The sequence below is a fragment of the Pseudoalteromonas luteoviolacea H33-S genome, assembly GCF_001625695.1.
Lineage (GTDB): Bacteria > Pseudomonadota > Gammaproteobacteria > Enterobacterales > Alteromonadaceae > Pseudoalteromonas > Pseudoalteromonas luteoviolacea_B.
In genome coordinates this window covers 144,717-167,650 of the sequence record NZ_AUXY01000035.1, presented here as the reverse complement: position 1 = coordinate 167,650, position 22,934 = coordinate 144,717, and the positions used below count along the sequence as shown (strand labels likewise).

Sequence of the window (22,934 nt, the reverse complement as noted above, 5' to 3'; positions counted from 1 at the left end):
GTTAGTGATTTCGTAATAAATTAGTAAGGTGGATGTGCCTGTCAGGCGTAATATCAGCGCAAGCGCACTTATCTACTCTATTTGTGATTGGGAATAACAATGGGTCCAAAGCGTTGTGCAGTCGCTTCTGAAGAAAGCTTGATGCGAATCTTTACCGTACCGGAAGCCCCTGGCTCTACACTCAGTAAAATAGAACAAGAGATCTCTCACAATCTTGCGGGTTTTCTGAACGAGAATATTGCTGCAATTGAAAAGCCCCTGCATGAGATAGAGAAAGACTTTCAATCAGCGGCAATTCCAGAAGAGCCTACTTTTGTATCTGATTATGCTCAAGATATTATGGAGCAGTTGGTCGCACACTCGGTGCATACCGCGTCGCCAAGCTTTATTGGTCATATGACGTCGGCATTGCCACACTTTTTATTGCCTTTGTCAAAGCTAATGGTCGGTTTGAATCAAAACTTGGTTAAGATTGAGACGTCCAAGGCATTCACACCCCTTGAGCGCCAAGTGTTAGGTATGATGCACCATTTGACTTATGGTCAAGATGAAGCCTTTTATGAAAAGTGGATGCACAGCGCCAAGAATGCGTTAGGTGCGTTTTGCTCTGGCGGAACGATTGCCAATATTACCGCATTGTGGATTGCGCGAAACCGCTTGTTGAAACCTGATGGTGAATTTAAAGGGATTTCGTCGCAAGGCATGTTTGCAGCCATGATGCACTATGGCTATAAAGGCCTTGCGGTACTGGTATCTGAGCGTGGTCATTACTCTCTTGGTAAAGCTGCTGATGTACTTGGTATCGGCCGTGATAATTTCATTGCTATTCGCACCAATCAAAATAATAAAGTGGATATGAATGCCATGCGTGAAAAAGCACTCGAGCTTGAAGCGCAAGGGATCAAGGTGATGGCCATTGTTGGCGTTGCGGGCACCACTGAGACCGGCAGCATAGACCCATTACATGAGATGGCTGCGTTATGTGAAGAACTGGACTGTCACTTCCATGTAGATGCTGCATGGGGAGGCGCAACATTACTGTCCAATACCTACAGGCACTTATTGTCGGGCATTGAAAAAGCAGATTCAGTCACCATTGATGCGCATAAGCAAATGTATGTGCCAATGGGTGCCGGCATCGTGCTATTCAAAGACCCAGCAGCAACAGATGTGATTGAGCATCACGCTGAATATATTTTACGTAAAGGCTCAAAAGATTTAGGAAGCCATACACTTGAGGGTAGCCGACCAGGTATGGCAATGCTTGTTCATGCATGCTTGCAGGTGATTGGTCGCAAAGGGTATGAGATGCTCATTGATCAGAGCATAGAAAAAGCTCAGTACTTTGCTAACTTAATTGCTGAGCAAGATGACTTTGAGCTGATTTCTCAACCTGAACTTTGCTTACTGACATATCGTTATGTGCCAAAAGAAGTTAAACAAGCATTGCTTAACGTTGATGAACAGGAAAAGCTGGATATATACGCTGCGTTAAATCGTCTTACTGCAAGTATGCAAAAGCGCCAACGTGAAACTGGCCGATCATTTGTATCCAGAACAAGGCTGACACCAGAACAGTACGGCAATCAACCTACTGTGGTGTTTCGTGTTGTCTTAGCAAACCCATTAACGTCTTATCAAATGCTCAATGAGATTTTAGAAGAGCAAAGGGAAATGGCTCAGCATGATCCTATTTTGAAAAAATACTTAAGCAAATATTTAACGACATAAAAAGGAGCCAGCTGGCTCCTTTTTATTTGGCAATAACCGATACTGCGTAATTTATAAATAAAACAACGAGTTTGGGTTAGACGGTGAGCGGCTAAATGAAATTTTAAAAAGGCATTTTTTGATTCAAAATATTTTATCTTTATGTGAGTACCTTAAATGGGATAAATAAAGTGCTTTTTTATCTTATCGGCGTATTATTAATAGTTGAGGTAGCCAATAGTATTGCGCCAATTGATTTAATTTTGTTGAATTGAAAACAGCGATTTAAGCTGCAAGAGTACAGGCTACGCATTATTACATGTGACCGTAAATAAAGGTTACTGAGTACATAAACTAGATGTATTTGGGTGAAAACATTGGCTGTAGATGTGAAAGAGTATGAAGGTGATATGTCTAACAATAGACATAATGAGCTAACACATGTCACACAGAGGCTTAGAAGAGTCTTATCAAAAGAGGTCGATGTATCTGTCGGCCACCAACAATTTTTGTCAGATATTTTGCTTGAAGCGAAAGAGCTATTGAATGTTAGCCGCGTATCAGTGTGGTTGTTCGATGATGCCGCTAAGCCAAGTAAATTAATTAATTACGCTAATACAGATTGGAATGGGTTGATAACTGGACCTTTGCCTGAACTCGCAGTGCAAGATTATCCTAATTACTTTCGCGCTATTATCAATGGCGAGACAATCTCTGCAAATGATGCGATGACAGATGCGAGAACCAGTGAATTTACGGATGGTTATTTAGTACCACAGCAGATCTGCGCTTTACTGGATGCCGCGATTTTTCAAAATGGTTTAGCCATTGGAGTGGTGTGCTGTGAAGGGCGTTTTGAACCCAGAAATTGGTTGCAATGGGAGGTAGTTGCGACGGAGCTTATTGCTGATTGTTGCAGCCGTAGGCTATTGGTACATGAGTTATGGCAAATGCAGCAGCGCTTAACGGAGATGGCATTTCAGGATGTCTTAACAGGACTGAATAACCGCCGCTATGTCATGGATTATGCCAAGAGTGAAATGAGTCGCCATCAACGCGCGGATAGGCCACTCAGCTTGTTAATGATTGACCTAGATAGATTTAAGTTGATCAATGATAAATACGGCCATGATGGTGGCGATGAAGTGTTAAAGCAATTTGCTCAGTGTTGTAATTCATTGGTGCGCACGGAAGATTGCGTGTGCCGGTTAGGTGGTGAAGAATTTATCATTTTGCTACCTGAGACAGAAGTTGCGTTGGCAATGAATGTAGCGCAGCGGCTCAAGGAAAAAGCCGCAGCGTTAGAGGTTCAGTATGAAGGTGACATTATTCATTTTACGGTCAGTATCGGTGTCGCCAGCGTAAATCTAAATATGCCCTTTAGCCAATCACTAAAAGCAGCAGATCAAGCTGTTTATCAAGCGAAAGCCGCCGGGCGAAACCAAATAAAACTCGCGTTGTAACTGAATCACTGGGAGTGATTCAGTAGTGCTTTGAGCTTGGCTGGTTTTAATGGTTTAGTTAGGTAATGTATTTGTTTCGCTTTAACCTGAGCTTTCAAAGATTGATCGCGCACTGCGGTTATGAGGGCTGCGGGAATGTCATGTTGCCAAATTTCTCTGAGAGTTGCGATTAACGTGACTCCGTCGCATTCAGTACCAAGCTGATAATCAACCAGTAATACATCGGGTGCTTTATGGCTTTTTGCATAGGCGAGTATATCATCGACTTGTGCAAACACTGAGTGTTGGAGCTGCCATTTATCCAATAGACTGGACATCGCCGCCAAGTTGTTAGGATCATCATCAATTACTATAACAGAGAGCTGCCTTTTATTCTTTGACGGTCTCACTTTGCTGTCTGCTTGTACATGTTGTTGTTCGCCCAATGGCACTTCAATACAAAAGCGACTGCCTGCTGATAGCTTTGAGTGCATGGATAGAGGAATGCTCATTAAATCACAGAGGCGCTTTACAACGCCCAGGCCTAGCCCGACGCCGCGGTTATCCCCGGATTCAATGCGATAAAAATCAGTAAATATTTTTTCTTGTTCAAGTTGCGAGATCCCAGGACCTGTATCCCACACTTCAATACGCAAGCTATGTGCGCGTTTGCGACAGGCAATAAGCACGGTGCCAGAATCCGTATATTTAACCGCATTTGATACTAGGTTTTGAATTACACGGCGTAAATAAGTAATGTCGCTATGTACAATATGCTCAGCGTTTCGCACTCTCAGCTTGAGCCCTTTGTCTTGGCAGATAATGGCGTATTCATTGACTAAAGGTTTAATAATATCCTTGAGGTTAAAGTGCTTCGGAGTGGGCTGCATGGCACCTTGTTCTAGCTTGGCGATATCGAGTAACGAGGACATGAGGTGGACGGTTGAGTCCAAGCTATCACCCAGTTTATTGAGGTTACTCTTTTGTGTATCAGGGATCTGCTGCTCATCAATGGCGCCAAGGTATAACCTTGCAGCATTCAGCGGTTGAAGGATATCGTGACTGGCAAGGGCTAAAAATCGCGTTTTACTGTCGTTTGCGCGTTCGGCTTCTTTTTTTGCACTGACAAGATCTTGCTCTATTTTTTCTCGAGTTGCGATTTGGGCTTTTAAATCTTGGTTTATTGCACGTATTTCAAGTGTTCTGGCTTCAATGCGATTTTCCAAGTCCATGTTGATCTCTTCAAGTGCATTTTGCGTGGCCATGTGCATAGTGATATCAGAGAAACTAGTAACAAAGCCACCGCCAGGCAGCGGGTTACCTGTCATTTCAAAAACCTGTCCATTTTCTCTGTGCCGTATATAGTGATGGGGGGTGCCATTTTTGAGGTGCTGCACACGCTTTTCAACCAGCTTTTCTAATGCGCCGGGCCCACATTCACCGCGCTGTGCGTTGTAGCGGATAATCTCTTCAATATCTTGACCTACTTGCAGGTAACCTTGAGGGTATTCAAACATTTCATGATAACGCTTGTTCCAAGCAACAAGCTTTAGGTCTTTATCTACGACTGAGATACCATGACTCAGGTTTTCCAGTGAGGTAAATAAAAGGTTCTGGTTAAATTGTAGCGCTTGTGTTGTTTCATCAAAAAAGGTGACAACTTCTTCAAACGCCATTTGCTTGCCTGAGGATACTGCGTGGATCAGGGCTTGTGCTGACGACGCACCAAGCACACCAGTTAATGCACGCTCACAAAAGTTAATGAAATCAGGGGTTGGCGACGCATTATTTTCATCAATGTCTTCGTTGAGGGCATAGTGTCCGAGTAACTGCTGACTGCGCTGAATACCTAAAAAAGTTTGCAATAGGACTTTAAAGTCATAGACAGTGGCTTTGACTTCTTTATTTAGTTTTTTAGCTAAAGCAGCTTGCTCTTTGGGTCTCACAAATGCGGTAGCTTGCAGTTTATCGATCAGGCGCTCGTGAGCCCCTAAAGAAAAGCTAATGTAACAGCTGATATTGGCAAGCAATGCGAGCAAGGTGCCTCGTGTGACTATGGTTTGCTGAGTCTGGTAATCCAATAACTCGGGTGAAGAGATAATGGGCAGTAATAAAAACAGTGCCCAACAAATGAGTCCCGCGAGTAGCCCTGCATATACGCCATAGGCATGGCCTTTGCGCCAATACAATCCCCCGACAATGGCTGGTAGTAATTGGGTGACTAAAGAAAAGGCAACTAGTCCCATACTGGCAAGCGCTGCGCCATGCCCAAACCATTGCTGATACCAATAAGCAAGTAATAAAATAGCACCAATAATAAAGCGTCGAACAAGCAGTATTTGTGACTTGTAGTTATTGGTTAACAAGCTCTTTTTAAATCGCCTTTTCAGCAGTAAAGGTAGCACAATATCATTTGACAGCATGGTACTTAGCGTCAACGTTGCAACAACAATCATGGCTGTTGCCGCAGAGAGACCACCAATAAATACGAACGTAGACATCACAGGATAGTCGATGCTGAGCGGTAGGCCTAAAACAAAGCTGTCTGCGGCTATCCCTTGACCAATACCCGGGTGTATTGCGGCGCTTGCGATGGGAATGATCATCAAAGCAATCAACATTAAATATAGCGGAAACGCCCACCTTGCGGTGTTTAAATGGTTACTGTTTTGGTTATCTACAACGGTGACGTGAAACTGTCTAGGAAGGCAAATGATGGCAGCTGCTGCCATTAGCGTTTGGCCAATAAAGTTAAAGTTAGCGAAATCAAAGTCGCGCCAATGCGCCCAAATTGAATGAGTATCGCTTTGCAAAAATAGGGCTTGGATTGAAATATATGCAACGGCGATAAGGGCAAGTAGTTTAATGATAGACTCAAATGCAACCGCTAACATGAGCCCTGAGCGGTATTCTGTAACATCGACCTTTCGTGCGCCGAAAAAGATAGCAAACAGTGCCATCATTAAGGTGCCGATCAATGCCAATATCGCGCCTGAGACTTCATCATTTTGACGCAGCAGTTCGAAGCTGTTGGCCAACGCTTTGAGTTGCAGTGCAATGTAAGGAATAGTCGCAAGCAAGGCGATGAGTGTGACCATAACCGCAGTCATTTGTCTTTTGCCGTAACGGGCACTGATAAAGTCTGAAATCGTGGTGATATTTTGCTTTTTACTGACCAATATTAGTTTACGTAAAAAGCCGTGACCAAATAAAAACAGTAGCGCGGGCCCAAGCAAAATGGGGAAGAAGTGCCAGCTACTGGCAGCGGCGGTACCAACTGAACCGTAGTATGTCCATGATGTACAATAAATCCCCAGCGCAAGCGCATAGACAAAGGGGTGATGGCTTATCTTTTGTGCCAATGGCGTATGTTTATCTCCCCAATTGGCCAGCCAAAAAAGTAGGCCAATATAACTCAGGGCAACCAAAATAAGCGCAGCTGTCATCGTCGGTCCTAATTGATGTTATTGATTGTATTATTAAATTTGATGATTGGTTTGAGCCCTCATCTTATCTGGCTTACCCAGAATATGCCAGTGAGTTAGTCTATAAATATAATACGCTGATTCTTATGAAGAATTGGTAATTTATTGTGCTAATTAGACTAATGTCTTATACCGTATGACGTGTTAATAATTTGCATGATATGACATACATATATTTTCTAAGATATTGATTTTAATATCTATTAAATATATTCAAGTTGTTTTAATTTGCAGTTTACGTAAACGTCATCTTGTGTTTACGACTAAGGTCTCAATTCAATCTAGACAAGCCGTTGCTACAGTCAAAAGGTCAATTAATACCAACGCATATATACACTATGCGTTAAACGGGGAGTTAATCATGGCCTTTAAAAGTGAAGAACAAGCAAAAGCATATTGGTCAGAAAATCTAGCCTTGATGTTTAAGCTACTAGTAATTTGGTTTGTGGTGTCATTTGGATGTGGCATTTTATTTGTCGATGTACTGAACGAAGTACGTTTTTTTGGGTTTAAATTGGGCTTTTGGTTTTCACAACAAGGTGCAATTTATACATTTGTTGCTTTGATTTTTGTCTACGTATCAAAAATGGATGCGCTCGATAAAAAATACGGCGTAGATGAGTAAGGAGCAGCATAATGGATGTTCAATCGTTTACATTTTTAATCGTAGGGCTGAGCTTTGCGTTATATATCGGTATCGCCATTTGGGCGCGTGCTGGATCAACTAATGAGTTCTATGTTGCGGGTGGCGGAGTACCACCGCTGGCAAATGGGATGGCAACCGCAGCGGATTGGATGAGTGCTGCGTCGTTTATTTCTATGGCGGGTATTATCTCTTTTGCGGGATATGATGGCGGTGTTTACCTAATGGGGTGGACGGGTGGTTATGTATTGCTAGCACTTTGTCTGGCACCATATTTACGTAAGTTTGGTAAATTTACCGTACCTGATTTCATTGGGGATAGATATTACTCACAGGTCGCACGGGTTGTGGCTATTTTGTGTGCCATTTTTATTTGCTTCACCTACATTGCAGGGCAGATGCGTGGTGTTGGCGTCGTTTTCTCTCGTTTCCTAGAGGTTGATATTGAAACGGGTGTTTATATCGGTATGGTTATTGTTTTCTTCTACGCCGTGTTAGGTGGTATGAAAGGAATTACTTACACACAAGTGGCACAGTACTGTGTATTAGTGTTTGCTTACTTAGTACCGGCTATCTTTATTTCTATGATGATGACAGGCCATTTATTGCCTCAAACTGGGTTTGGTGCAACGCTTGCTGATGGCTCAAACACCTATTTACTCGATAAACTCGATGGGCTCAGTACCGAGCTGGGATTTGCCCAGTACACCGAGGGGTCTAAGAGTATGATTGATGTGTTTGCAATTACAGCGGCATTGATGGTGGGTACTGCGGGTTTACCCCATGTTATCGTGCGCTTCTTCACTGTACCAAAAGTAAAAGATACGCGTATCTCTGCGGCGTGGACATTGGTATTTATCGCCATTGTTTATACAACAGCGCCTGCCGTTGCTTCGTTTGCACGAGTAAACATGATAGATACGATTAATGGTAAAGACGGCAGTGGCACAGCATATGCTGAAGCGCCTCAGTGGGTGAAGAACTGGGAAAGAACAGGCCTTATCACATTTAATGATAAAAACGGTGATGGCAAAATGTTCTACTCTGCAGGCAAAATTGACGACCCTGCAAGTACAAACGAGGTTAAAATTGATAGAGATATCATGGTATTGGCAAACCCAGAAATTGCAGACTTACCTGCTTGGGTCATTGCTCTGGTTGCCGCAGGTGGTATTGCAGCTGCACTGTCGACAACCGCAGGGTTATTGCTGGTTATCTCGACATCGGTGTCGCATGATTTACTCAAGCGCACGCTCAAACCTGACATCAGTGACAAGCAAGAACTCATGGCTGCAAGGCTCGCGGCGATGGTGGCCATCGGGATCTCGGCCTACTTTGGCATAAACCCACCGGGATTTGTGGCATCGGTAGTGGCGTTTGCCTTCGGCTTAGCGGCTGCGAGTTTCTTCCCAGCCATTATTATGGGGATTTTCTCTAAACGCATGAACAAAGAGGGGGCTATCGCCGGTATGATCTCGGGTATTGGCTTTACAGCGGCGTACATTATTTACTTTAAATTTGTGAGCCCTGAGTTGAACGCCCCTGCAAACTGGCTATTTGGTATCTCACCTGAAGGTATCGGTATTATCGGTATGCTGGTTAACTTTGGTGTTGCCGCGGTTGTGATGAAACTGACCGCTGAAACGCCAGATGAGGTGAAGCGCATGGTAGATGGGATCCGTAATCCAAAAGGCTCTGGTGAAGCACACGCGCACTAAAACGTTGAAGATGAATAATAGCCCAGCTCTTGCTGGGCTATTATTTTTTGAGGCTATTAAAAATGACACATACCCACTCAGCAGTCACCGATGTACTAGATTTTGTGACGCAGCAACTGCCGTTTAGCACGCTGCCTGCATCTTGTGCACATTTCTTTGTGAATCATGCAAAGGTTGTGTATATCACCTCGTTGAATCAGGCTGAATTACTGAGTTCTGAACAAAAGTATTTATATCTTGTGCGCTCAGGTGTGTTTGATTTAGTTGATAATTCAGGAGAAGTAGTCACGAGATTGGGAGAGGGCGACTACTTTGGTTACCCGTCATTACTCACTGGGGAAGATATTCAAAACCACCTAGAAGTGCAAACTGGCGGGCTTATTTTTTTACTGCCGCAAGAAGACTTTGATTTTTTAAGACGAGAGTATCCAGCATTTGAGCAGCACTTTGTGCGTGCGCATAAAAAGCGCTTATTGTCGAGTCACTATAAAGAGCGGGGAAGAGGGTGGTCAGAGCGAAAGATATCGACGTTAATGTGCAGAACAGCTGTGACTATAGAGCCAAAAGCGAGCGTTGTAGAAGCGGCTAAAACTATGCACAAAGCGGGTGTGTCTTCAGTGATCATCACTGAAAACGGGCAGCTATCAGGGATAGTGACAGATAGAGATTTACGTAATCGTGTTTTGGCGGCGGAGCTTGACCCACACGTGTCCGTGACAAAAGTGATGACCCGCGATCCTAAATTTATTTTTGAAAATAATCGTGCTTTTGCTGCTTTACACTTAATGCTTAAACACAATATCCATCATTTACCTGTGCTCAATGAAGAACGCATGCCTTTAGGCATGGTGACCAGTACGGACTTATTGCGTCAACAAAAGCACGACCCGGTACAATTAATTGGGCAAATATATAAAGCGAATAGTCATCAAGAGGTTGTTCATTTGGCGAAGGAGATACCAGCTTTATTGAGAGGATTCTCTAATACAGTTGAAGATATTTCGTTTATTGGGACACTGCTCAGTGGCTTAACTGATGCAATGACGAGTCGCTTAACTGAATTATTTATCAAACAGCAAGGTGAGCCGCCTTGTCGTTTTTGTTGGATATGTTTTGGCTCTCAAGCACGAGAAGAGCAAACGTTACACTCAGACCAAGACAATGGCTTGATTGTCTCAAATTCTATTTTGCCGCATCAAAGGGCCTATTTTGCAAAATTGGGGGAATTTGTTACTGGGCATCTCATTAGTTGCGGGATAAAAGCATGTCCTGGCGGTATTATGGCTAGTAATGAGCTGTGTCGAGGTACTGTTGATGAGTGGCTGATGCGTTTTGATCAATGGTGCCATACCCCGACGCCTCAAGCGATGCTCAACAGTAAAATCTTTTTTGATAGGCGTTTTATTTTTGGAGACCAATTCCTTTATCAAGCTTTAAATGCACAGCTTAACAATATGCAAAAGCAAGATATCTTCTTTGCGGCAATGGCGACCGACATCAGTGCCAATAGTGTGCCGATGGGGTTGTTTCAACAATTTAAGCTACAGCGTGATAAAAGAAAACATGGTTATCTGGATTTAAAAACGCGTGGCGTGGCGATTGTCAACGACCTTGCTCGCATTTATGCGCTTAAGTGTGGTGTGGCAAAAGCCAATACGCAAGCGCGTTTAGAGGCATTGAAAGCGTTTTCAATTTTAAGCAAAGAAGATATTTATAATTTGCAAGATTGCTGGCGATTTTTGACTCAATTGCGCTTTAAAATACAGATTGAGGATTTAGATTTACCACCCAATTGTATTAACCCAGAGCACTTAAGCTCTTTGGAGCGCCATCAGTTAAAAGAAGCATTTCACCTAATCAAGCAAGCGCAGCAAGCATGCGTATTTAAATTTGCACGAGGTAGTTTGTAAATATATGAGATGGTTGTTGCCAAGTTTCATGAGAAAAGAGCGTGAACCGCTTTGGTTGGAAAGTGAGCTCGTTGTTGTCGACTTAGAGCTGACGGGGTTAGACCCTAATCAGCATGAGATTGTCTCTGTTGCTTGGGTGGAAATAAATCGAGGTCAGGTTGCGTTACAGAGTGCACAATACCGGTTAAACAAAGGTGTAAAAGACCTTGAACAGAGCCCAATTTATCACGGCATATCAGAGCCTGAAATTGAAGAAAAAGGCGAGTGTCTTGTGCAAATCCTCACTGCCTTGGCAAGTGCTTTAAATACTAAAACATTGGTGTGTCACAATGCGTTTCTTGATTGGGGGTTTTTGCAAAAACACTTTATTCAATACGATATCTCTGTACAACCTAAGTGCATCATAGATACTTTAAAGTTGGAAAAAAAACGTCTGCTCCGAGCTCAGGAGGCGGTACGGCAAGAGCAGTTAACTCTGCCCGCGTGCCGAGCGCGATATGGCTTGCCTACTTATCAAAATCACAATGCGTTAAGCGATGCACTGGCAACCGCAGAGCTTTTGTTGGCTCAAGTCGGTCATTTAGATACTCAAAAGTCTATCAAGCTGCGAAATTTAGTATAAAGTAAGGTAGTTCACGTTCTTTTTTTGGCAATTTACCTCATATAAAGAAAAATTTTTGCATATCACTTACACATTTGTTCAAGGTCGATTACAATAGCGCCATCTTTACAAAGGAGTCTAGGTTACTTCTTTATCGCATGTAGAAAATGGGTCTTCTAATTAATGACAATCAAACTGGCAATCAATGGTTTTGGTCGCATAGGTCGCAATATTGTCCGAGCCCTCTTTGAGTCTGGGCGCAACAATGAATTTCAAATAGTTGCTATTAACGAGTTGGCAGATCCTGAAGGGATCGCGCATTTAATGAAGTACGACACCTCGCATGGTCGCTTCGCATTTCCAGTCAATCTCAACAAACCCTATCTAGAAGTTGCTGGGCAACAAATTCAAATTTTTAATGAGCAAGACCCAAGTCATTTACCATGGCATGCCTTAGATATCGATGTCGTTTTAGAATGTACTGGTGTTTATCACTCTAGGCAGCATGCGACAGCGCATATCGCCGCAGGCGCTAAAAAAGTGCTGTTTTCTCACCCCGCTGATGCAGATGTAGACGAAACCATTGTCTATGGTATCAATGACGATAACTTAAAAGCAGCACATACCATAGTCTCAAATGGGTCGTGTACAACAAACTGTATTGTTCCTGTCATTAAAGTATTAGATGATGCTTTTGGTATCGAGTCTGGTGCAATAACAACCATTCATGCATCGATGCATGACCAGCAAGTAATTGATGCATACCATAAAGACTTAAGGCGTACTCGCGCTGCAAGTCAGTCGATTATTCCAGTTGATACAAAATTGGCGCGTGGTATTGAGCGCATATTACCTAAATTTCATGGGCGCTTTGAAGCAATTGCCGTCAGAGTTCCTACAATTAATGTGACCGCAATGGACTTAAGTGTATCTTTGCAAAGTGATGTCACGTTAGAACAAGTAAATCAGGTATTGGAGAAGGCTGCCAGTGGCAGGCTACAAGGGATTTTAGATTACACCGAAGAACCCTTAGTATCGGTGGATTTTAATCACGACTCTCACTCTAGTATTATTGATGGCACCCAAACCCGAGTGAGCCATAAACGCTTGGTGAAGGTGTTAGTTTGGTGTGATAACGAGTGGGGGTTTGCAAACCGTATGCTCGACACCGCAATGGCAATGATTAAAGCCTCTTAATTTTAGTATCGTTCTTTTAAGGAGATGTCCATGTCAGTCATCAAGATGGCGGATTTAGATTTAAACGGCAAACGCGTGCTTATTCGCGAAGATTTGAACGTGCCAGTGAAAGACGCAAAAGTGACGTCTGACGCGCGCATCAAAGCATCTTTGCCTACCATTAAATTAGCCCTAGAAAAAGGCGCTAAAGTAATGGTGATGTCACACCTAGGTCGCCCAACGGAAGGGGAATACGATGCTCAGTATTCACTTCAGCCGGTTGTTGATTACCTAAATGAAGTACTTGAACAAAATGTAAGACTCGTTACTGACTATCTTGATGGTGTTGAAGTTGCTGATAACGAAGTGGTTGTTTTTGAAAATGTACGCTTTAATAAAGGTGAGAAGAAAAACGACGAGGCGCTTTCTAAACAGCTTGCAGCTCTTTGTGATATTTACGTAATGGATGCTTTTGGTACTGCACACCGTGCTCAAGCATCAACACATGGCGTAGGTCAATTTGCAGATGTTGCTTGTGCAGGTCCTTTATTGGCGGCTGAATTAGATGCTTTGGGTAAAGCATTAGATAATCCTGCTCGTCCATTGGTTGCGATTGTCGGTGGCTCTAAAGTGTCTACTAAATTAACGGTTCTGGATTCACTATCAACGGTTGTTGATCAGTTAGTTACAGGTGGTGGTATCGCCAATACATTTATTGCGGCGTCTGGTAACCCTGTAGGTAAGTCTTTATATGAAGAAGAGTTAATTCCTGAAGCTCAAAAGCTCAGTACTGCAGCGAAAGCAAATAATGGTGAAATCCCAGTACCTTCAGATGTTGTTGTTGGTAAAGAGTTCTCAGAAACAGCAGTTGCAGTGATTAAAGATGCTTCTGAAGTTGAAAGTGATGACATGATTTTTGATATTGGTCCTAATACGGCAAATGAATTAGCTAAAATCATCGAGCAAGCTGGCACTGTTGTTTGGAACGGCCCAGTTGGCGTTTTTGAGTTCGATCAATTTGGTAATGGTACAGAAGCCATTGCACATGCGATTGCCAAGTCTAAAGCGTTTTCAATCGCTGGTGGTGGCGACACATTGGCTGCGATTGATAAATATGGCGTTGGCGATGAGATATCGTATATTTCAACTGGTGGTGGTGCTTTCCTAGAATTCTTGGAAGGTAAAAAGTTACCAGCAGTTGATATGCTAGAGCAAAGAGCAAAAGCATAAAATTTAAGGGGGCCTGTTTGGCCTCCAACTATTAACTTAAACACTCTCTCACTCTTTGTTTAGGTTAATAGCGGTTGTGATGCAACCAAACTAAATCTACCCCGTTCAAATAGATAGCCAAGTGCTATCAAAAATTGGAGAAAAGCAATATGGCTTTAATCAGTATGCGTCAACTTCTCGATCATGCGGCTGAGAATGGATACGGCGTTCCTGCCTTTAACGTGAATAACCAAGAGCAAATGCGTGCGATTATGGAAGCGGCTGATAGAACAAACAGCCCAGTTATCGTACAAGGCTCTGCAGGTGCTAGAAGCTATGCCGGTGCCCCTTTTATTCGCCATATGATTTTAGCTGCTGTTGAAGAATGGCCACATATCCCAGTTGTTATGCACCAAGATCACGGTACATCTCCTGCGGTATGTCAGCGTTCAATTCAATTAGGTTTTTCATCGGTCATGATGGATGGCTCTTTGCTTGATGATGGCAAAACCCCCTCATCTTATGAGTACAACGTAGATGTTACACGTCGCACAGTTGAAATGGCGCACGCGTGTGGAGTATCAGTAGAAGGCGAGCTAGGTGTACTAGGTTCTTTGGAAACTGGTGAAGCAGGTGAAGAAGATGGCATTGGCGCGGTTGGTAAACTGACTCAAGATCAGTTACTGACTGATCCAGAAGAAGCTGCTGACTTTGTTAAGAAAACGGGTGTTGATGCCTTAGCGATTGCATGTGGTACATCGCACGGTGCATATAAATTCACACGTCCACCTACAGGTGACATTCTTGCGATTAACCGCATTAAAGAGATCCATGCGCGTATTCCTAACACGCACTTAGTTATGCATGGCTCTTCATCAGTACCACAAGAGTGGCTTGCTGTTATTAACGAGTTTGGTGGTGAAATCCCAGAAACATATGGTGTGCCAGTTGAGCAAATCGTTGAAGGGATCAAACACGGTGTACGTAAAGTGAACATTGATACAGACTTACGTTTAGCCGCTACTGGTGCAATTCGTCGTCACCTTGCACATAACCCAGCAAATTTTGATCCTCGTAAGTACCTAGCTGAAGCGACTAAAGCAATGACTGAGATTTGTGTTGCACGTTATGAAGCGTTTGGTACAGCAGGTCAAGCATCTAATATTAAACCAATTTCTTTAGATGATATGCATGTTAAATACCTTTCAGGTGAACTTGCACCTCAAGTTAAGTAATTCTCGTAATTACACTTAAGAAAAGCCCCATTAGGGGCTTTTTTTTCGCATTGAATACATGTTTTATGGTGTGCAGTTGTGTTTGAGCTGCTTGATCAGTGAGCGGGATCGTTATTTTACTAACCTTGAAGCGATCAGATCATTAATTTACTAACGATCTAACATTGGGATCGAATTATTACTAACTCGGACTGTATCGGATCTAAGTTTTGTCTGTACTTTAACAAGCTTTGTGTTGTCACAGAATCAAAGATCAATAACTTAGCATTACCTAATATCTGAACTTATCTCTCTAGTACGTATAGATCTGATCCCAAAAGGATCTGCTAGGTAAGAAAGTGATCTCAAGTTGGTGGACTTAGGAAAATAATGATCCTTGTAAAATTACACGATCTTAATAATTTTTTAATCTAAATTTTTATTGCAAAAAAAACACCTTTATTCGATGCTAACTCACGCTAATTGCAGATAAAATAGGAACAAATTGTATCTAACTTATTGAAACTATGTTCCTGATAAATGCATTAACGTTATATTATCAGGTAAACTTTCATAAAACTGTCATACTTAGTCATAATAATGAAACCGACTTCGGTAACGTAAGAGATAAATGGGAATGTCACGTAGAGTACTAGTAGTTGATGACGAAGCACCAATCAGAGAAATGTTGGTGTTTGTGTTAGAACAGAATGGCTTTCAAGCAATTGAAGCGGAAGACTATGATTCAGCGATTGCAGCCATGGTAGAGCCATACCCAGATATGGTGCTCCTAGATTGGATGTTACCTGGCGGTAGCGGTATCCAAATTGCGAAAAAGTTTAAGCAAAGTGAGTATACTCGTCAGATCCCTATCATCATGTTAACAGCACGTGGTGAGGAGGAAGACAAAGTTAAAGGATTAGAAGTAGGTGCAGATGACTACGTGACTAAGCCTTTTTCTCCAAAGGAGCTTATGGCGAGAATTAAGGCGGTAATGCGCCGCGTATCTCCTACATCGCTTGAAGAGGCGATAGAGGTACATGGCTTAAGGCTGGATCCAATTTCACACCGTGTTACCTCTGCTGGTAACGAATTAGAAATGGGGCCAACTGAGTTTAGATTGTTACACTTCTTTATGACCCATCCAGAGCGTGTTTATAGCCGTGAACAGTTGCTCGATCACGTTTGGGGCACTAATGTGTATGTTGAAGACCGTACGGTTGATGTACATATTCGTCGCCTAAGAAAAGCAATTGCGCCACTTGGCCACGACAGATTAGTTCAGACTGTCCGTGGTGCGGGTTATCGCTTTTCTAGTAAAGTATAAAGCATTAATTTATGCGCTGTGGTAGCGTTATCCTAGCGCTTAATCTTTAGGATCATTTTATATGTATAGAGTGATTGATAAACAGGCGTTATTAAAACGCCTGTTTTTGTATTTTCTGCCGCTTACCCTGATAGGTATTCTGCTTGGTGCGCCTTTTGTGATGTTATTTCTGGGCGCAACAGTGCTGTTGTTTTGGCATTTTAAGCAGCTCTATAAGTTGAGTGATTGGTTGATCAATCAACGCAGCTTTAATCCACCTGAAGGATCTGGTGCGTGGGAGCAAATTTTCGAAGGGATCTATCACCTTCAACATCGCAATCGTAAAAAGCGTAACGAGCTTGCCGCTTTGATCCGTCGCTTTCGTGAAGGTGCTGAGGCGGTGCCCGATGCAGTGATCGTGATGCAGCAGGATCTCAGTATTATTTGGTGCAATCAGTTGGCGCTTAAGATCTTAGGGCTGCAATGGCCAACTGATCATGGCCAGCGTTTGGATAACCTGATCCGTGATCCCAAGTTTGTAAAGTATATGCAAGATCATGACTTCACGGATCCGTTGGAGTTAGAAAGCGGCCACAACGATGAACGAGTGTTAGAATTTCGGGTCATGCCCTATGCTGAGCAGCTGATGATGGTTGTGCGTGACATTTCGAGACTTAAAAAACTTGAGCAAATGCGCAAAGACTTCGTTGCTAACGTTTCGCATGAACTTCGTACACCTTTGACCGTGGTCACGGGTTATCTAGAAATGATGGAAGGTGACAATATGCCGCCGCCTGCGATGTGGCAAAAAGCACATTTAACCATGATTGAGCAGTGCAAGCGCATGGACAGCTTAGTGAATCAGCTGCTTTCTCTATCCCGCATTGAAGGTGATAGAGATCAAGGTAATGATAAAGCTGTTAACGTACCTGGTATGTTGCAGTTGATCCTGACTGAAGCACTTTCCCTGAATCAAGATAAACATCATGACATTGAGTTTGATATAGATGAGACTTTGGACATCAAAGGGAGTGTTGATGAGCTGCGCAGTGCTTTTTCAAACCTCGTATTCAATGCCATTCACTATACGAAACCGAATGGCAAAATTGTCGTTAGATGGTATTTAGAAGGGGAGTGCCCAGCATTTGCTGTAACGGATAATGGGGATGGCATTGCACCAGAACATATTAATCGTTTAACGGAGCGCTTTTATCGAGTGGATAAAGCGAGAAGCCGGAAAACTGGGGGCTCAGGTCTTGGTCTTGCGATCACAAAGCATGTACTGAGCCGTCATGACTCTCATCTAGATATTATCAGTACCGTGGGGGAGGGCTCATGTTTTTCATTCTCTTTTCCAAAAGAAAAACGCATTTTTATGACAGTGTCTGAAAGTCATAAAAGTGTCATTTAAGAGTAATTTTATTGTAATTTACTGAGCGCACAATGAGCATCAGGTAATCAAATGGGACGAACAATCGGAGTGACCCCAATGAAATTTAAAAGCTTAGTTGCCGCAATGGGTGTGGCTGTGACAACATTGGTATCAACGCAAGTATCAGCGCTTGATAAAAACCTACAAGAGTACAACAAGACCAGCGGTATCTCAGGTAACTTTTCATCTGTGGGTTCAGATACGCTAGCGAATATGATGACGTTTTGGGCTGAAGAATATAAACGTATTTACCCTAACGTAAATATTCAAATTCAAGCGGCTGGTTCTTCTACTGCGCCGCCAGCTTTGACAGAAGCAACTGCAAACTTCGGCCCAATGAGCCGTAAGATGAAATCAAAAGAAGTTGAAGCTTTCGAAAAGCGCTATGGTTACAAGCCGACAGAAGTACGTGTAGCAATTGATGCGCTGGCTGTTTTTGTTCATAAAGATAACCCAATTAAAGGTTTACGTATTGACCAAGTGGATTCAATTTTCTCTTCAACACGTAAGTGTGGTGGTGATAAGCAAGTTGATCGTTGGAGCGATGTAGGTCTAAATGGTCCTTGGGCTGCAAAAGATATTCAATTATACGGTCGTAACTCAGTATCTGGTACATATGGCTACTTTAAGAAAAAAGCACTGTGTAAAGGCGACTTCAGAAATAACGTAAACGAGCAGCCTGGTTCTGCGTCAGTTGTTCAGTCTATTTCTTCATCTGTAAATGCAATTGGTTATTCAGGTATAGGTTATAAAACGTCTGGTGTTCGTACTGTTCCACTTTCGAAGAAAGGCGATAACTTCGTAGATGCAACACTAGAGAACGTGGCAACTGGTAAGTACCCACTTTCACGTTTCCTATATGTTTATGTGAACAAGCACCCAAATAAACCACTTTCTCCAATCGAAGCTGAGTTCTTGAAGATGGTATTATCTAAAGAAGGTCAAAAGATTGTAGAAAAAGACGGTTATGTGCCGCTAACAAGCAAAATGGCAAACCGTGAACTTAAGAAGTTAGGTCTTCTATAAGTATCAAAAATAAGTAAAAAGCCGCTCAATGAGCGGCTTTTTTTGTGGAAAAGTGTCACTTTAACTTCAATACTCAAACAGTTAATATTGTAGCGTTCGTATTTTTGTCAGCTCTTCAGCTTGCGCCTTACAGGCATTATATTTTTCAACACATTCGCCATTACATATCTGCCTTGTCATGGTTTTTTCAGTCGAGCTCATCGAGCAATTTTGTTCACATTGAAAGTTTTGTTGAGCACATTGATTGAGCTCCGGAGAGTTTGGTTGATTGCTACAGGCAACTAAACCGAGCAGTAAAAGGGGCAGCGCAAATCTCATAATAGATCCTATTATTCAACTGATAGAGAGTATGGTGTGTTATTTTAATCTTTGAATACACATTAAATTTAGCATATTTTCAGAAAGTGCAGTGCGTTATGTCGTGATAAAGGCATTGGAGTGAAATAGCGTGTGTGACATGTCGAAATAGCATAAACGCCCATGAAGGGCGTTTATAACAGACGTACTACTTACCGACTTGGATATTGTCTATCAGTCTAACATTCCCTAAAAACGCGGCTGCTAAGATGACAAAGTCTTGGTCACTTGCTGCTGCAGGTTGCAATGTGTACCTGTGTGCAACGGAGAAATAGTCAGGCTTAAGACCAGCGTTCGCAAGCGTTGACTTAGCATGTTCCTCAAGGGCTTTGAAATCTCGCTCGCCAGCTTCAAGCTGCTTTGCTGATTGCATCAATACTTGATAAAGGACTTTGGCAACGTCTTTTTCTTGCTCTGATAAATAGCCATTCCGAGAGCTCATTGCTAATCCTGAGACTTCTCTTTGAGTCGGTACACCAATGATTTCAATTGGCATTGATAAGTCATGAACCATGGTTTTGATGACTTGAAGTTGCTGGTAGTCTTTTTCACCAAAGCAGGCAAAGTCAGGCTGTACCAAGTTAAATAACTTAGTTACAACCGTGGCAACACCGCGAAAATGACCACTGCGACTACCACCACAATAGCCCTCAGAGACACCTGGTACATCTACAAAGCTTTGTGTTGCTAGGCCATTAGGGTAAATCGTTTCTACACTGGGGGTAAAAACGATATCAGTTCCCAGTTCAGCAAGCCCTTGCTTATCTTGAACCAGAGTACGAGGATAGCTATCTAAGTCTTCATTTTTACCAAATTGCATCGGGTTAACAAAAATGCTGACAACGACTTTGTCGGCCAGTGTTTTTGCTTTTTCAACGAGTGAAAAGTGTCCTTGATGCAAGTTGCCCATTGTAGGCACAAATGCGATGCTTAGTCCTTGCTGACGCCAAGCTTTAATTTGGCTGCGTAATGACTTTATTTCGGTAATAGATTGCATTAGTTAAACTCGTGATCTTTGCCTGGGAACGCGCCTGTTTTGACGTCGTCGCAGAATTTTTTAACCGCGTCTGGCATGTTACCGGTTTCGGCTAAGAAGTTTTTAGAAAATTTAGGAATATAGCCTGCTGAAATGCCAACTAAATCGTGCATAACTAAGATTTGACCATCTACTTCTTTCCCTGCGCCAATGCCAATAACGGGAATGTTAACGGCCTCTGTAATGCGCTTGGCAAGACTTGATGGAATACATTCGATGACCAGCATTTGTGCGCCAGCTGCTTCTAGCGCTTGTGCATCTGCAATCATCTGTAATGCTTGCTCTTCCTCGCGCCCTTGTATTTTAAAGCCACCAAATACATGTACAGATTGCGGTGTGAGGCCTAGGTGACCACAAACAGGAATACCCTGTTGAGTAAGTAGTTTAATTGACTCTACTAGCCACGTACCGCCTTCTAGCTTGACCATATTTGCGCCGCTGCGCATTAAAGTCGCTGCATTTTCACAAGTTTGTGCTGGGTTGGAATAACTCATAAATGGCATATCAGCAATCACAAATAATTCTTTGGCGCCTGCTCTGACACTGCGCGTGTGATAGGCGATATCAGCTGTTGTCACTGCGAGTGTGTCATCACCGCCTTGTAATACCATGCCAAGTGAGTCACCAACTAAAACAACATCAACGCCATTATCGTAAAAAAGCTTCGCAAAGCTGGCATCGTAAGCCGTTAACGCTGTGATTTTTTCACCTTGTTGCTTTTTTTTAGCCAAGGTTGAAACCGAAACTTTAGCCATTTAAAGTGTCTCCTTTGTTTCTTTTTTAGGTAGAGTGGTTAGGCCATTTTTTGGTAAATTCTCAGCTATTTGCTTGAGTATTTGACCATTAGGAAGTACCAGTTGAGGGGTTAACTCTAACAGTGGGAATACCACAAACTCTCTATCGCACAGGCCATAATGTGGCACAGTTAGGCGCTTGGTAGAGATGGTTTCATCGTTAAACAATAAAATATCCAAGTCTAAAGTTCTTGGTCCCCATCGTTCATCTTTACGCACTCTACCCTGACGTAGTTCAATATCTTGCAATTGGTCTAGCACAGCTTCTGGTGCTAATAGTGTTTCAAATCTAGCAACTGCATTCACATAATCAGGTTGATCTTGCGGGCCCATAGGTTTTGAGCCGTAAAAGCTAGACACAACCAACTCGTTAAAAGCGGGATGTGTATTCAAGGCATTTACTGCCTTAATGAGTTGTGCTTGGGGATCAACTAAATTCGCCCCAAGCCCGATATAAACTATATTCATGAATCTTGTTTTGGTTTTCTGCGAGGTTTATTACGGTATCTACGCTTTGGACGATCTTTTTGGCCAAGGTTTTTAACCATGTCCTTTTGCCCACTCACATCTTGTTTGAGATATTCAGTCCACCAATCTGCAAGTTGTTGCTGGTCAGACTCACCGCTTTCAACACGCAATAATAAGAAATCGTATGATGCTTTAAATTTAGGTTGTAGGCTCAATCTATACGCGCGTTGGCCACTACGTCTGTCTAAACGCTGCTGAATATGCCAAATATCTCTGGCGCCCAATGTGAAGCGTTTTGGTACGGCAACTCTTTGTGCATTTTCACTTAATACCTGACTAATCGCTTGCATAAACGCGTCATATTCAGTGACACCTTGTTGCTCTAACAATGCAGCTCGTTTACGTAGTGGGAACCAAAGCAATGCGGCATAGATGAAAGCTGGAGTGACCTTCTTGTTGCTGTTGATACGCGCGTCGGTATTGGCAAACATTTGCTGTACAAAGCGTCTTTCAAAATCACTCTCTTCCTGCTCTAAGATCTCTTCAAGGGTTGGGAAGAGCTGCTTGAATAAGCCCAATTCTCTGAGCATGAGGAAATTCGCTTCGGCTTTGCCACCTAAAAATAACTTGAGAGTTTCTTCAAATAGTCTTGCAGGTGGAATATTACCTAGTAAAGGGGATAGCTCTGAGATTGGATTGAGCGTTGCCGGTGCAATTTCCATATCGAGTTTGGTAGCAAAGCGCACTGCACGTAGCATTCGCACAGGATCTTCACGGTAACGTGTTTCTGGGTCGCCAATTAATTCGATACGTCTGGCTTTAATTGCTTCAATACCGCCAGCAAAGTCACGGACGCCAAAATCATTGACGGAATAGTATAGAGCATTGATAGAGAAGTCGCGGCGCTGCGCATCCTCTTCAATGGTGCCATAAACGTTATCACGCAACAGCTGCCCTTGCTCGCTGGCTTTGCTGGTTGGGTCGTCGCTACTGCTTGATTGATGATGACCACGCATAGTGGCTACTTCAATGACTTCGCGGCCAAATACGATGTGCGCAAGTCTAAAGCGTCGACCAATCAATCGACAATTTCTAAACAGGCGTTTGACTTCTTCAGGCGTTGCATTTGTCACAACATCAAAATCTTTTGGCTCGATGCCTAACAAAATATCCCGAATACAACCACCGACAAGGTATGCGTCATAGCCACCATCTTTTAATCGATATAACACTTTGATTGCATTGGGGCTAAATTGTTTTCGAGAGATATTGTGCTCACTGCGAGGAATGATCTGAGGTGTTGCTTTGGCCTCTACAGTCCTGCTAGCTTGCTTAGTACCAACAATTTGCCTACACAATTTGAATATTTTAGAAATAATAACCACTCTCCTAACTACTTTGAGTCCC

The 22,934-nt window shown here is 42.8% G+C and carries 18 protein-coding genes; 12 read left to right on the top strand and 6 right to left on the bottom strand.

What is annotated here, in order from left to right; genetic code table 11:
- The first annotated feature begins 99 nt into the window (after positions 1-99).
- A complete protein-coding gene (panP, locus tag N477_RS02515) occupies positions 100-1,731 on the top strand; it encodes a pyridoxal-dependent aspartate 1-decarboxylase PanP (protein WP_063361038.1) in 1,632 nt (543 codons plus the stop codon).
- Positions 1,732-2,078: 347 nt separating this feature from the next.
- Entirely contained in the window at positions 2,079-3,173 is a 1,095-nt protein-coding gene (locus tag N477_RS02510) for a sensor domain-containing diguanylate cyclase (protein ID WP_231098071.1), read from the top strand.
- 5 nt (positions 3,174-3,178) lie between these two features.
- Here the strand turns inward: N477_RS02510 and N477_RS02505 are convergent, their stop codons facing one another.
- Positions 3,179-6,598, bottom strand: a complete 3,420-nt coding sequence (locus tag N477_RS02505; RefSeq protein WP_063361037.1) for a PAS domain-containing hybrid sensor histidine kinase/response regulator — start codon at positions 6,596-6,598, stop codon at positions 3,179-3,181.
- Between the two features lie 400 nt (positions 6,599-6,998).
- Here N477_RS02505 and N477_RS02500 point away from each other — a divergent pair, with 400 nt between their 5' ends.
- The 10 genes from N477_RS02500 to N477_RS02455 all read left to right on the top strand — a co-directional run bounded on the left by N477_RS02500 (position 6,999) and on the right by N477_RS02455 (position 18,872).
- The gene (locus tag N477_RS02500) at positions 6,999-7,262 is read left to right on the top strand and encodes a DUF4212 domain-containing protein (protein ID WP_039611905.1); all 264 of its coding nucleotides are present in this window, start codon (positions 6,999-7,001) and stop codon (positions 7,260-7,262) included.
- An 11-nt stretch (positions 7,263-7,273) separates the two neighbouring features.
- Positions 7,274-8,998 (top strand): sodium:solute symporter family protein, encoded by a 1,725-nt coding sequence (locus N477_RS02495; protein WP_063361036.1) that lies wholly within the window; start codon positions 7,274-7,276, stop codon positions 8,996-8,998.
- A 62-nt stretch (positions 8,999-9,060) separates the two neighbouring features.
- The gene (locus N477_RS02490) at positions 9,061-10,908 is read left to right on the top strand and encodes a DUF294 nucleotidyltransferase-like domain-containing protein (RefSeq protein WP_063361035.1); all 1,848 of its coding nucleotides are present in this window, start codon (positions 9,061-9,063) and stop codon (positions 10,906-10,908) included.
- A gap of 28 nt (positions 10,909-10,936) precedes the next feature.
- Positions 10,937-11,530, top strand: a complete 594-nt coding sequence (locus N477_RS02485; protein WP_231098070.1) for a 3'-5' exonuclease — start codon at positions 10,937-10,939, stop codon at positions 11,528-11,530.
- A 162-nt stretch (positions 11,531-11,692) separates the two neighbouring features.
- Entirely contained in the window at positions 11,693-12,706 is a 1,014-nt protein-coding gene (gene epd, locus N477_RS02480; protein ID WP_063361033.1) for an erythrose-4-phosphate dehydrogenase, read from the top strand.
- A 30-nt stretch (positions 12,707-12,736) separates the two neighbouring features.
- Positions 12,737-13,915 carry a phosphoglycerate kinase gene (locus tag N477_RS02475; RefSeq protein ID WP_063361032.1) on the top strand — a complete coding sequence of 393 codons (1,179 nt, stop codon included), beginning with the start codon at positions 12,737-12,739 and terminating at the stop codon, positions 13,913-13,915.
- Positions 13,916-14,064: 149 nt separating this feature from the next.
- Entirely contained in the window at positions 14,065-15,129 is a 1,065-nt protein-coding gene (fba, locus tag N477_RS02470; protein ID WP_063361031.1) for a class II fructose-bisphosphate aldolase, read from the top strand.
- A gap of 616 nt (positions 15,130-15,745) precedes the next feature.
- Positions 15,746-16,435 (top strand): phosphate regulon transcriptional regulator PhoB, encoded by a 690-nt coding sequence (phoB, locus tag N477_RS02465; RefSeq protein ID WP_023399796.1) that lies wholly within the window; start codon positions 15,746-15,748, stop codon positions 16,433-16,435.
- A 61-nt stretch (positions 16,436-16,496) separates the two neighbouring features.
- Complete coding sequence (gene phoR, locus N477_RS02460; RefSeq protein ID WP_063361030.1) at positions 16,497-17,825, top strand: phosphate regulon sensor histidine kinase PhoR; 1,329 nt, start codon at positions 16,497-16,499, stop codon at positions 17,823-17,825.
- Between the two features lie 78 nt (positions 17,826-17,903).
- A complete protein-coding gene (locus N477_RS02455) occupies positions 17,904-18,872 on the top strand; it encodes a PstS family phosphate ABC transporter substrate-binding protein (protein WP_063361029.1) in 969 nt (322 codons plus the stop codon).
- Positions 18,873-18,953: 81 nt separating this feature from the next.
- Here the strand turns inward: N477_RS02455 and N477_RS02450 are convergent, their stop codons facing one another.
- The 5 genes from N477_RS02450 to pcnB form a co-directional block, all read right to left on the bottom strand.
- Positions 18,954-19,190, bottom strand: a complete 237-nt coding sequence (locus tag N477_RS02450) for a hypothetical protein (protein WP_063361028.1) — start codon at positions 19,188-19,190, stop codon at positions 18,954-18,956.
- Positions 19,191-19,377: 187 nt separating this feature from the next.
- Positions 19,378-20,226 carry a pantoate--beta-alanine ligase gene (gene panC, locus N477_RS02445; RefSeq protein ID WP_063361027.1) on the bottom strand — a complete coding sequence of 283 codons (849 nt, stop codon included), beginning with the start codon at positions 20,224-20,226 and terminating at the stop codon, positions 19,378-19,380.
- On the bottom strand, positions 20,226-21,020 hold the full coding sequence (gene panB / locus N477_RS02440; RefSeq protein WP_063361026.1) for a 3-methyl-2-oxobutanoate hydroxymethyltransferase: 795 nt from the start codon (positions 21,018-21,020) through the stop codon (positions 20,226-20,228). The genes panC and panB overlap by 1 nt, the downstream gene beginning before the upstream one ends.
- On the bottom strand, positions 21,021-21,527 hold the full coding sequence (folK, locus tag N477_RS02435; RefSeq protein WP_063361025.1) for a 2-amino-4-hydroxy-6-hydroxymethyldihydropteridine diphosphokinase: 507 nt from the start codon (positions 21,525-21,527) through the stop codon (positions 21,021-21,023).
- Positions 21,524-22,873 (bottom strand): polynucleotide adenylyltransferase PcnB, encoded by a 1,350-nt coding sequence (gene pcnB, locus N477_RS02430; RefSeq protein ID WP_081216393.1) that lies wholly within the window; start codon positions 22,871-22,873, stop codon positions 21,524-21,526. The genes folK and pcnB overlap by 4 nt, the downstream gene beginning before the upstream one ends.
- Positions 22,874-22,934: the final 61 nt, after the last annotated feature.

What these genes read in the sequence shown, in the direction of transcription:
- panP (WP_063361038.1), top strand. Translation starts at nt 100, where the DNA reads ATGGGTCCAAAGCGTTGTGCAGTCGCTTCTGAAGAAAGCTTGATGCGA.
- N477_RS02505 (WP_063361037.1), bottom strand. Translation starts at nt 6,598, where the DNA reads ATGACAGCTGCGCTTATTTTGGTTGCCCTGAGTTATATTGGCCTACTT.
- N477_RS02500 (WP_039611905.1), top strand. Translation starts at nt 6,999, where the DNA reads ATGGCCTTTAAAAGTGAAGAACAAGCAAAAGCATATTGGTCAGAAAAT.
- N477_RS02495 (WP_063361036.1), top strand. Translation starts at nt 7,274, where the DNA reads ATGGATGTTCAATCGTTTACATTTTTAATCGTAGGGCTGAGCTTTGCG.
- N477_RS02490 (WP_063361035.1), top strand. Translation starts at nt 9,061, where the DNA reads ATGACACATACCCACTCAGCAGTCACCGATGTACTAGATTTTGTGACG.
- N477_RS02485 (WP_231098070.1), top strand. Translation starts at nt 10,937, where the DNA reads ATGAGAAAAGAGCGTGAACCGCTTTGGTTGGAAAGTGAGCTCGTTGTT.
- epd (WP_063361033.1), top strand. Translation starts at nt 11,693, where the DNA reads ATGACAATCAAACTGGCAATCAATGGTTTTGGTCGCATAGGTCGCAAT.
- N477_RS02475 (WP_063361032.1), top strand. Translation starts at nt 12,737, where the DNA reads ATGTCAGTCATCAAGATGGCGGATTTAGATTTAAACGGCAAACGCGTG.
- fba (WP_063361031.1), top strand. Translation starts at nt 14,065, where the DNA reads ATGGCTTTAATCAGTATGCGTCAACTTCTCGATCATGCGGCTGAGAAT.
- phoB (WP_023399796.1), top strand. Translation starts at nt 15,746, where the DNA reads ATGTCACGTAGAGTACTAGTAGTTGATGACGAAGCACCAATCAGAGAA.
- phoR (WP_063361030.1), top strand. Translation starts at nt 16,497, where the DNA reads ATGTATAGAGTGATTGATAAACAGGCGTTATTAAAACGCCTGTTTTTG.
- N477_RS02455 (WP_063361029.1), top strand. Translation starts at nt 17,904, where the DNA reads ATGAAATTTAAAAGCTTAGTTGCCGCAATGGGTGTGGCTGTGACAACA.
- N477_RS02450 (WP_063361028.1), bottom strand. Translation starts at nt 19,190, where the DNA reads ATGAGATTTGCGCTGCCCCTTTTACTGCTCGGTTTAGTTGCCTGTAGC.
- panC (WP_063361027.1), bottom strand. Translation starts at nt 20,226, where the DNA reads ATGCAATCTATTACCGAAATAAAGTCATTACGCAGCCAAATTAAAGCT.
- panB (WP_063361026.1), bottom strand. Translation starts at nt 21,020, where the DNA reads ATGGCTAAAGTTTCGGTTTCAACCTTGGCTAAAAAAAAGCAACAAGGT.
- folK (WP_063361025.1), bottom strand. Translation starts at nt 21,527, where the DNA reads ATGAATATAGTTTATATCGGGCTTGGGGCGAATTTAGTTGATCCCCAA.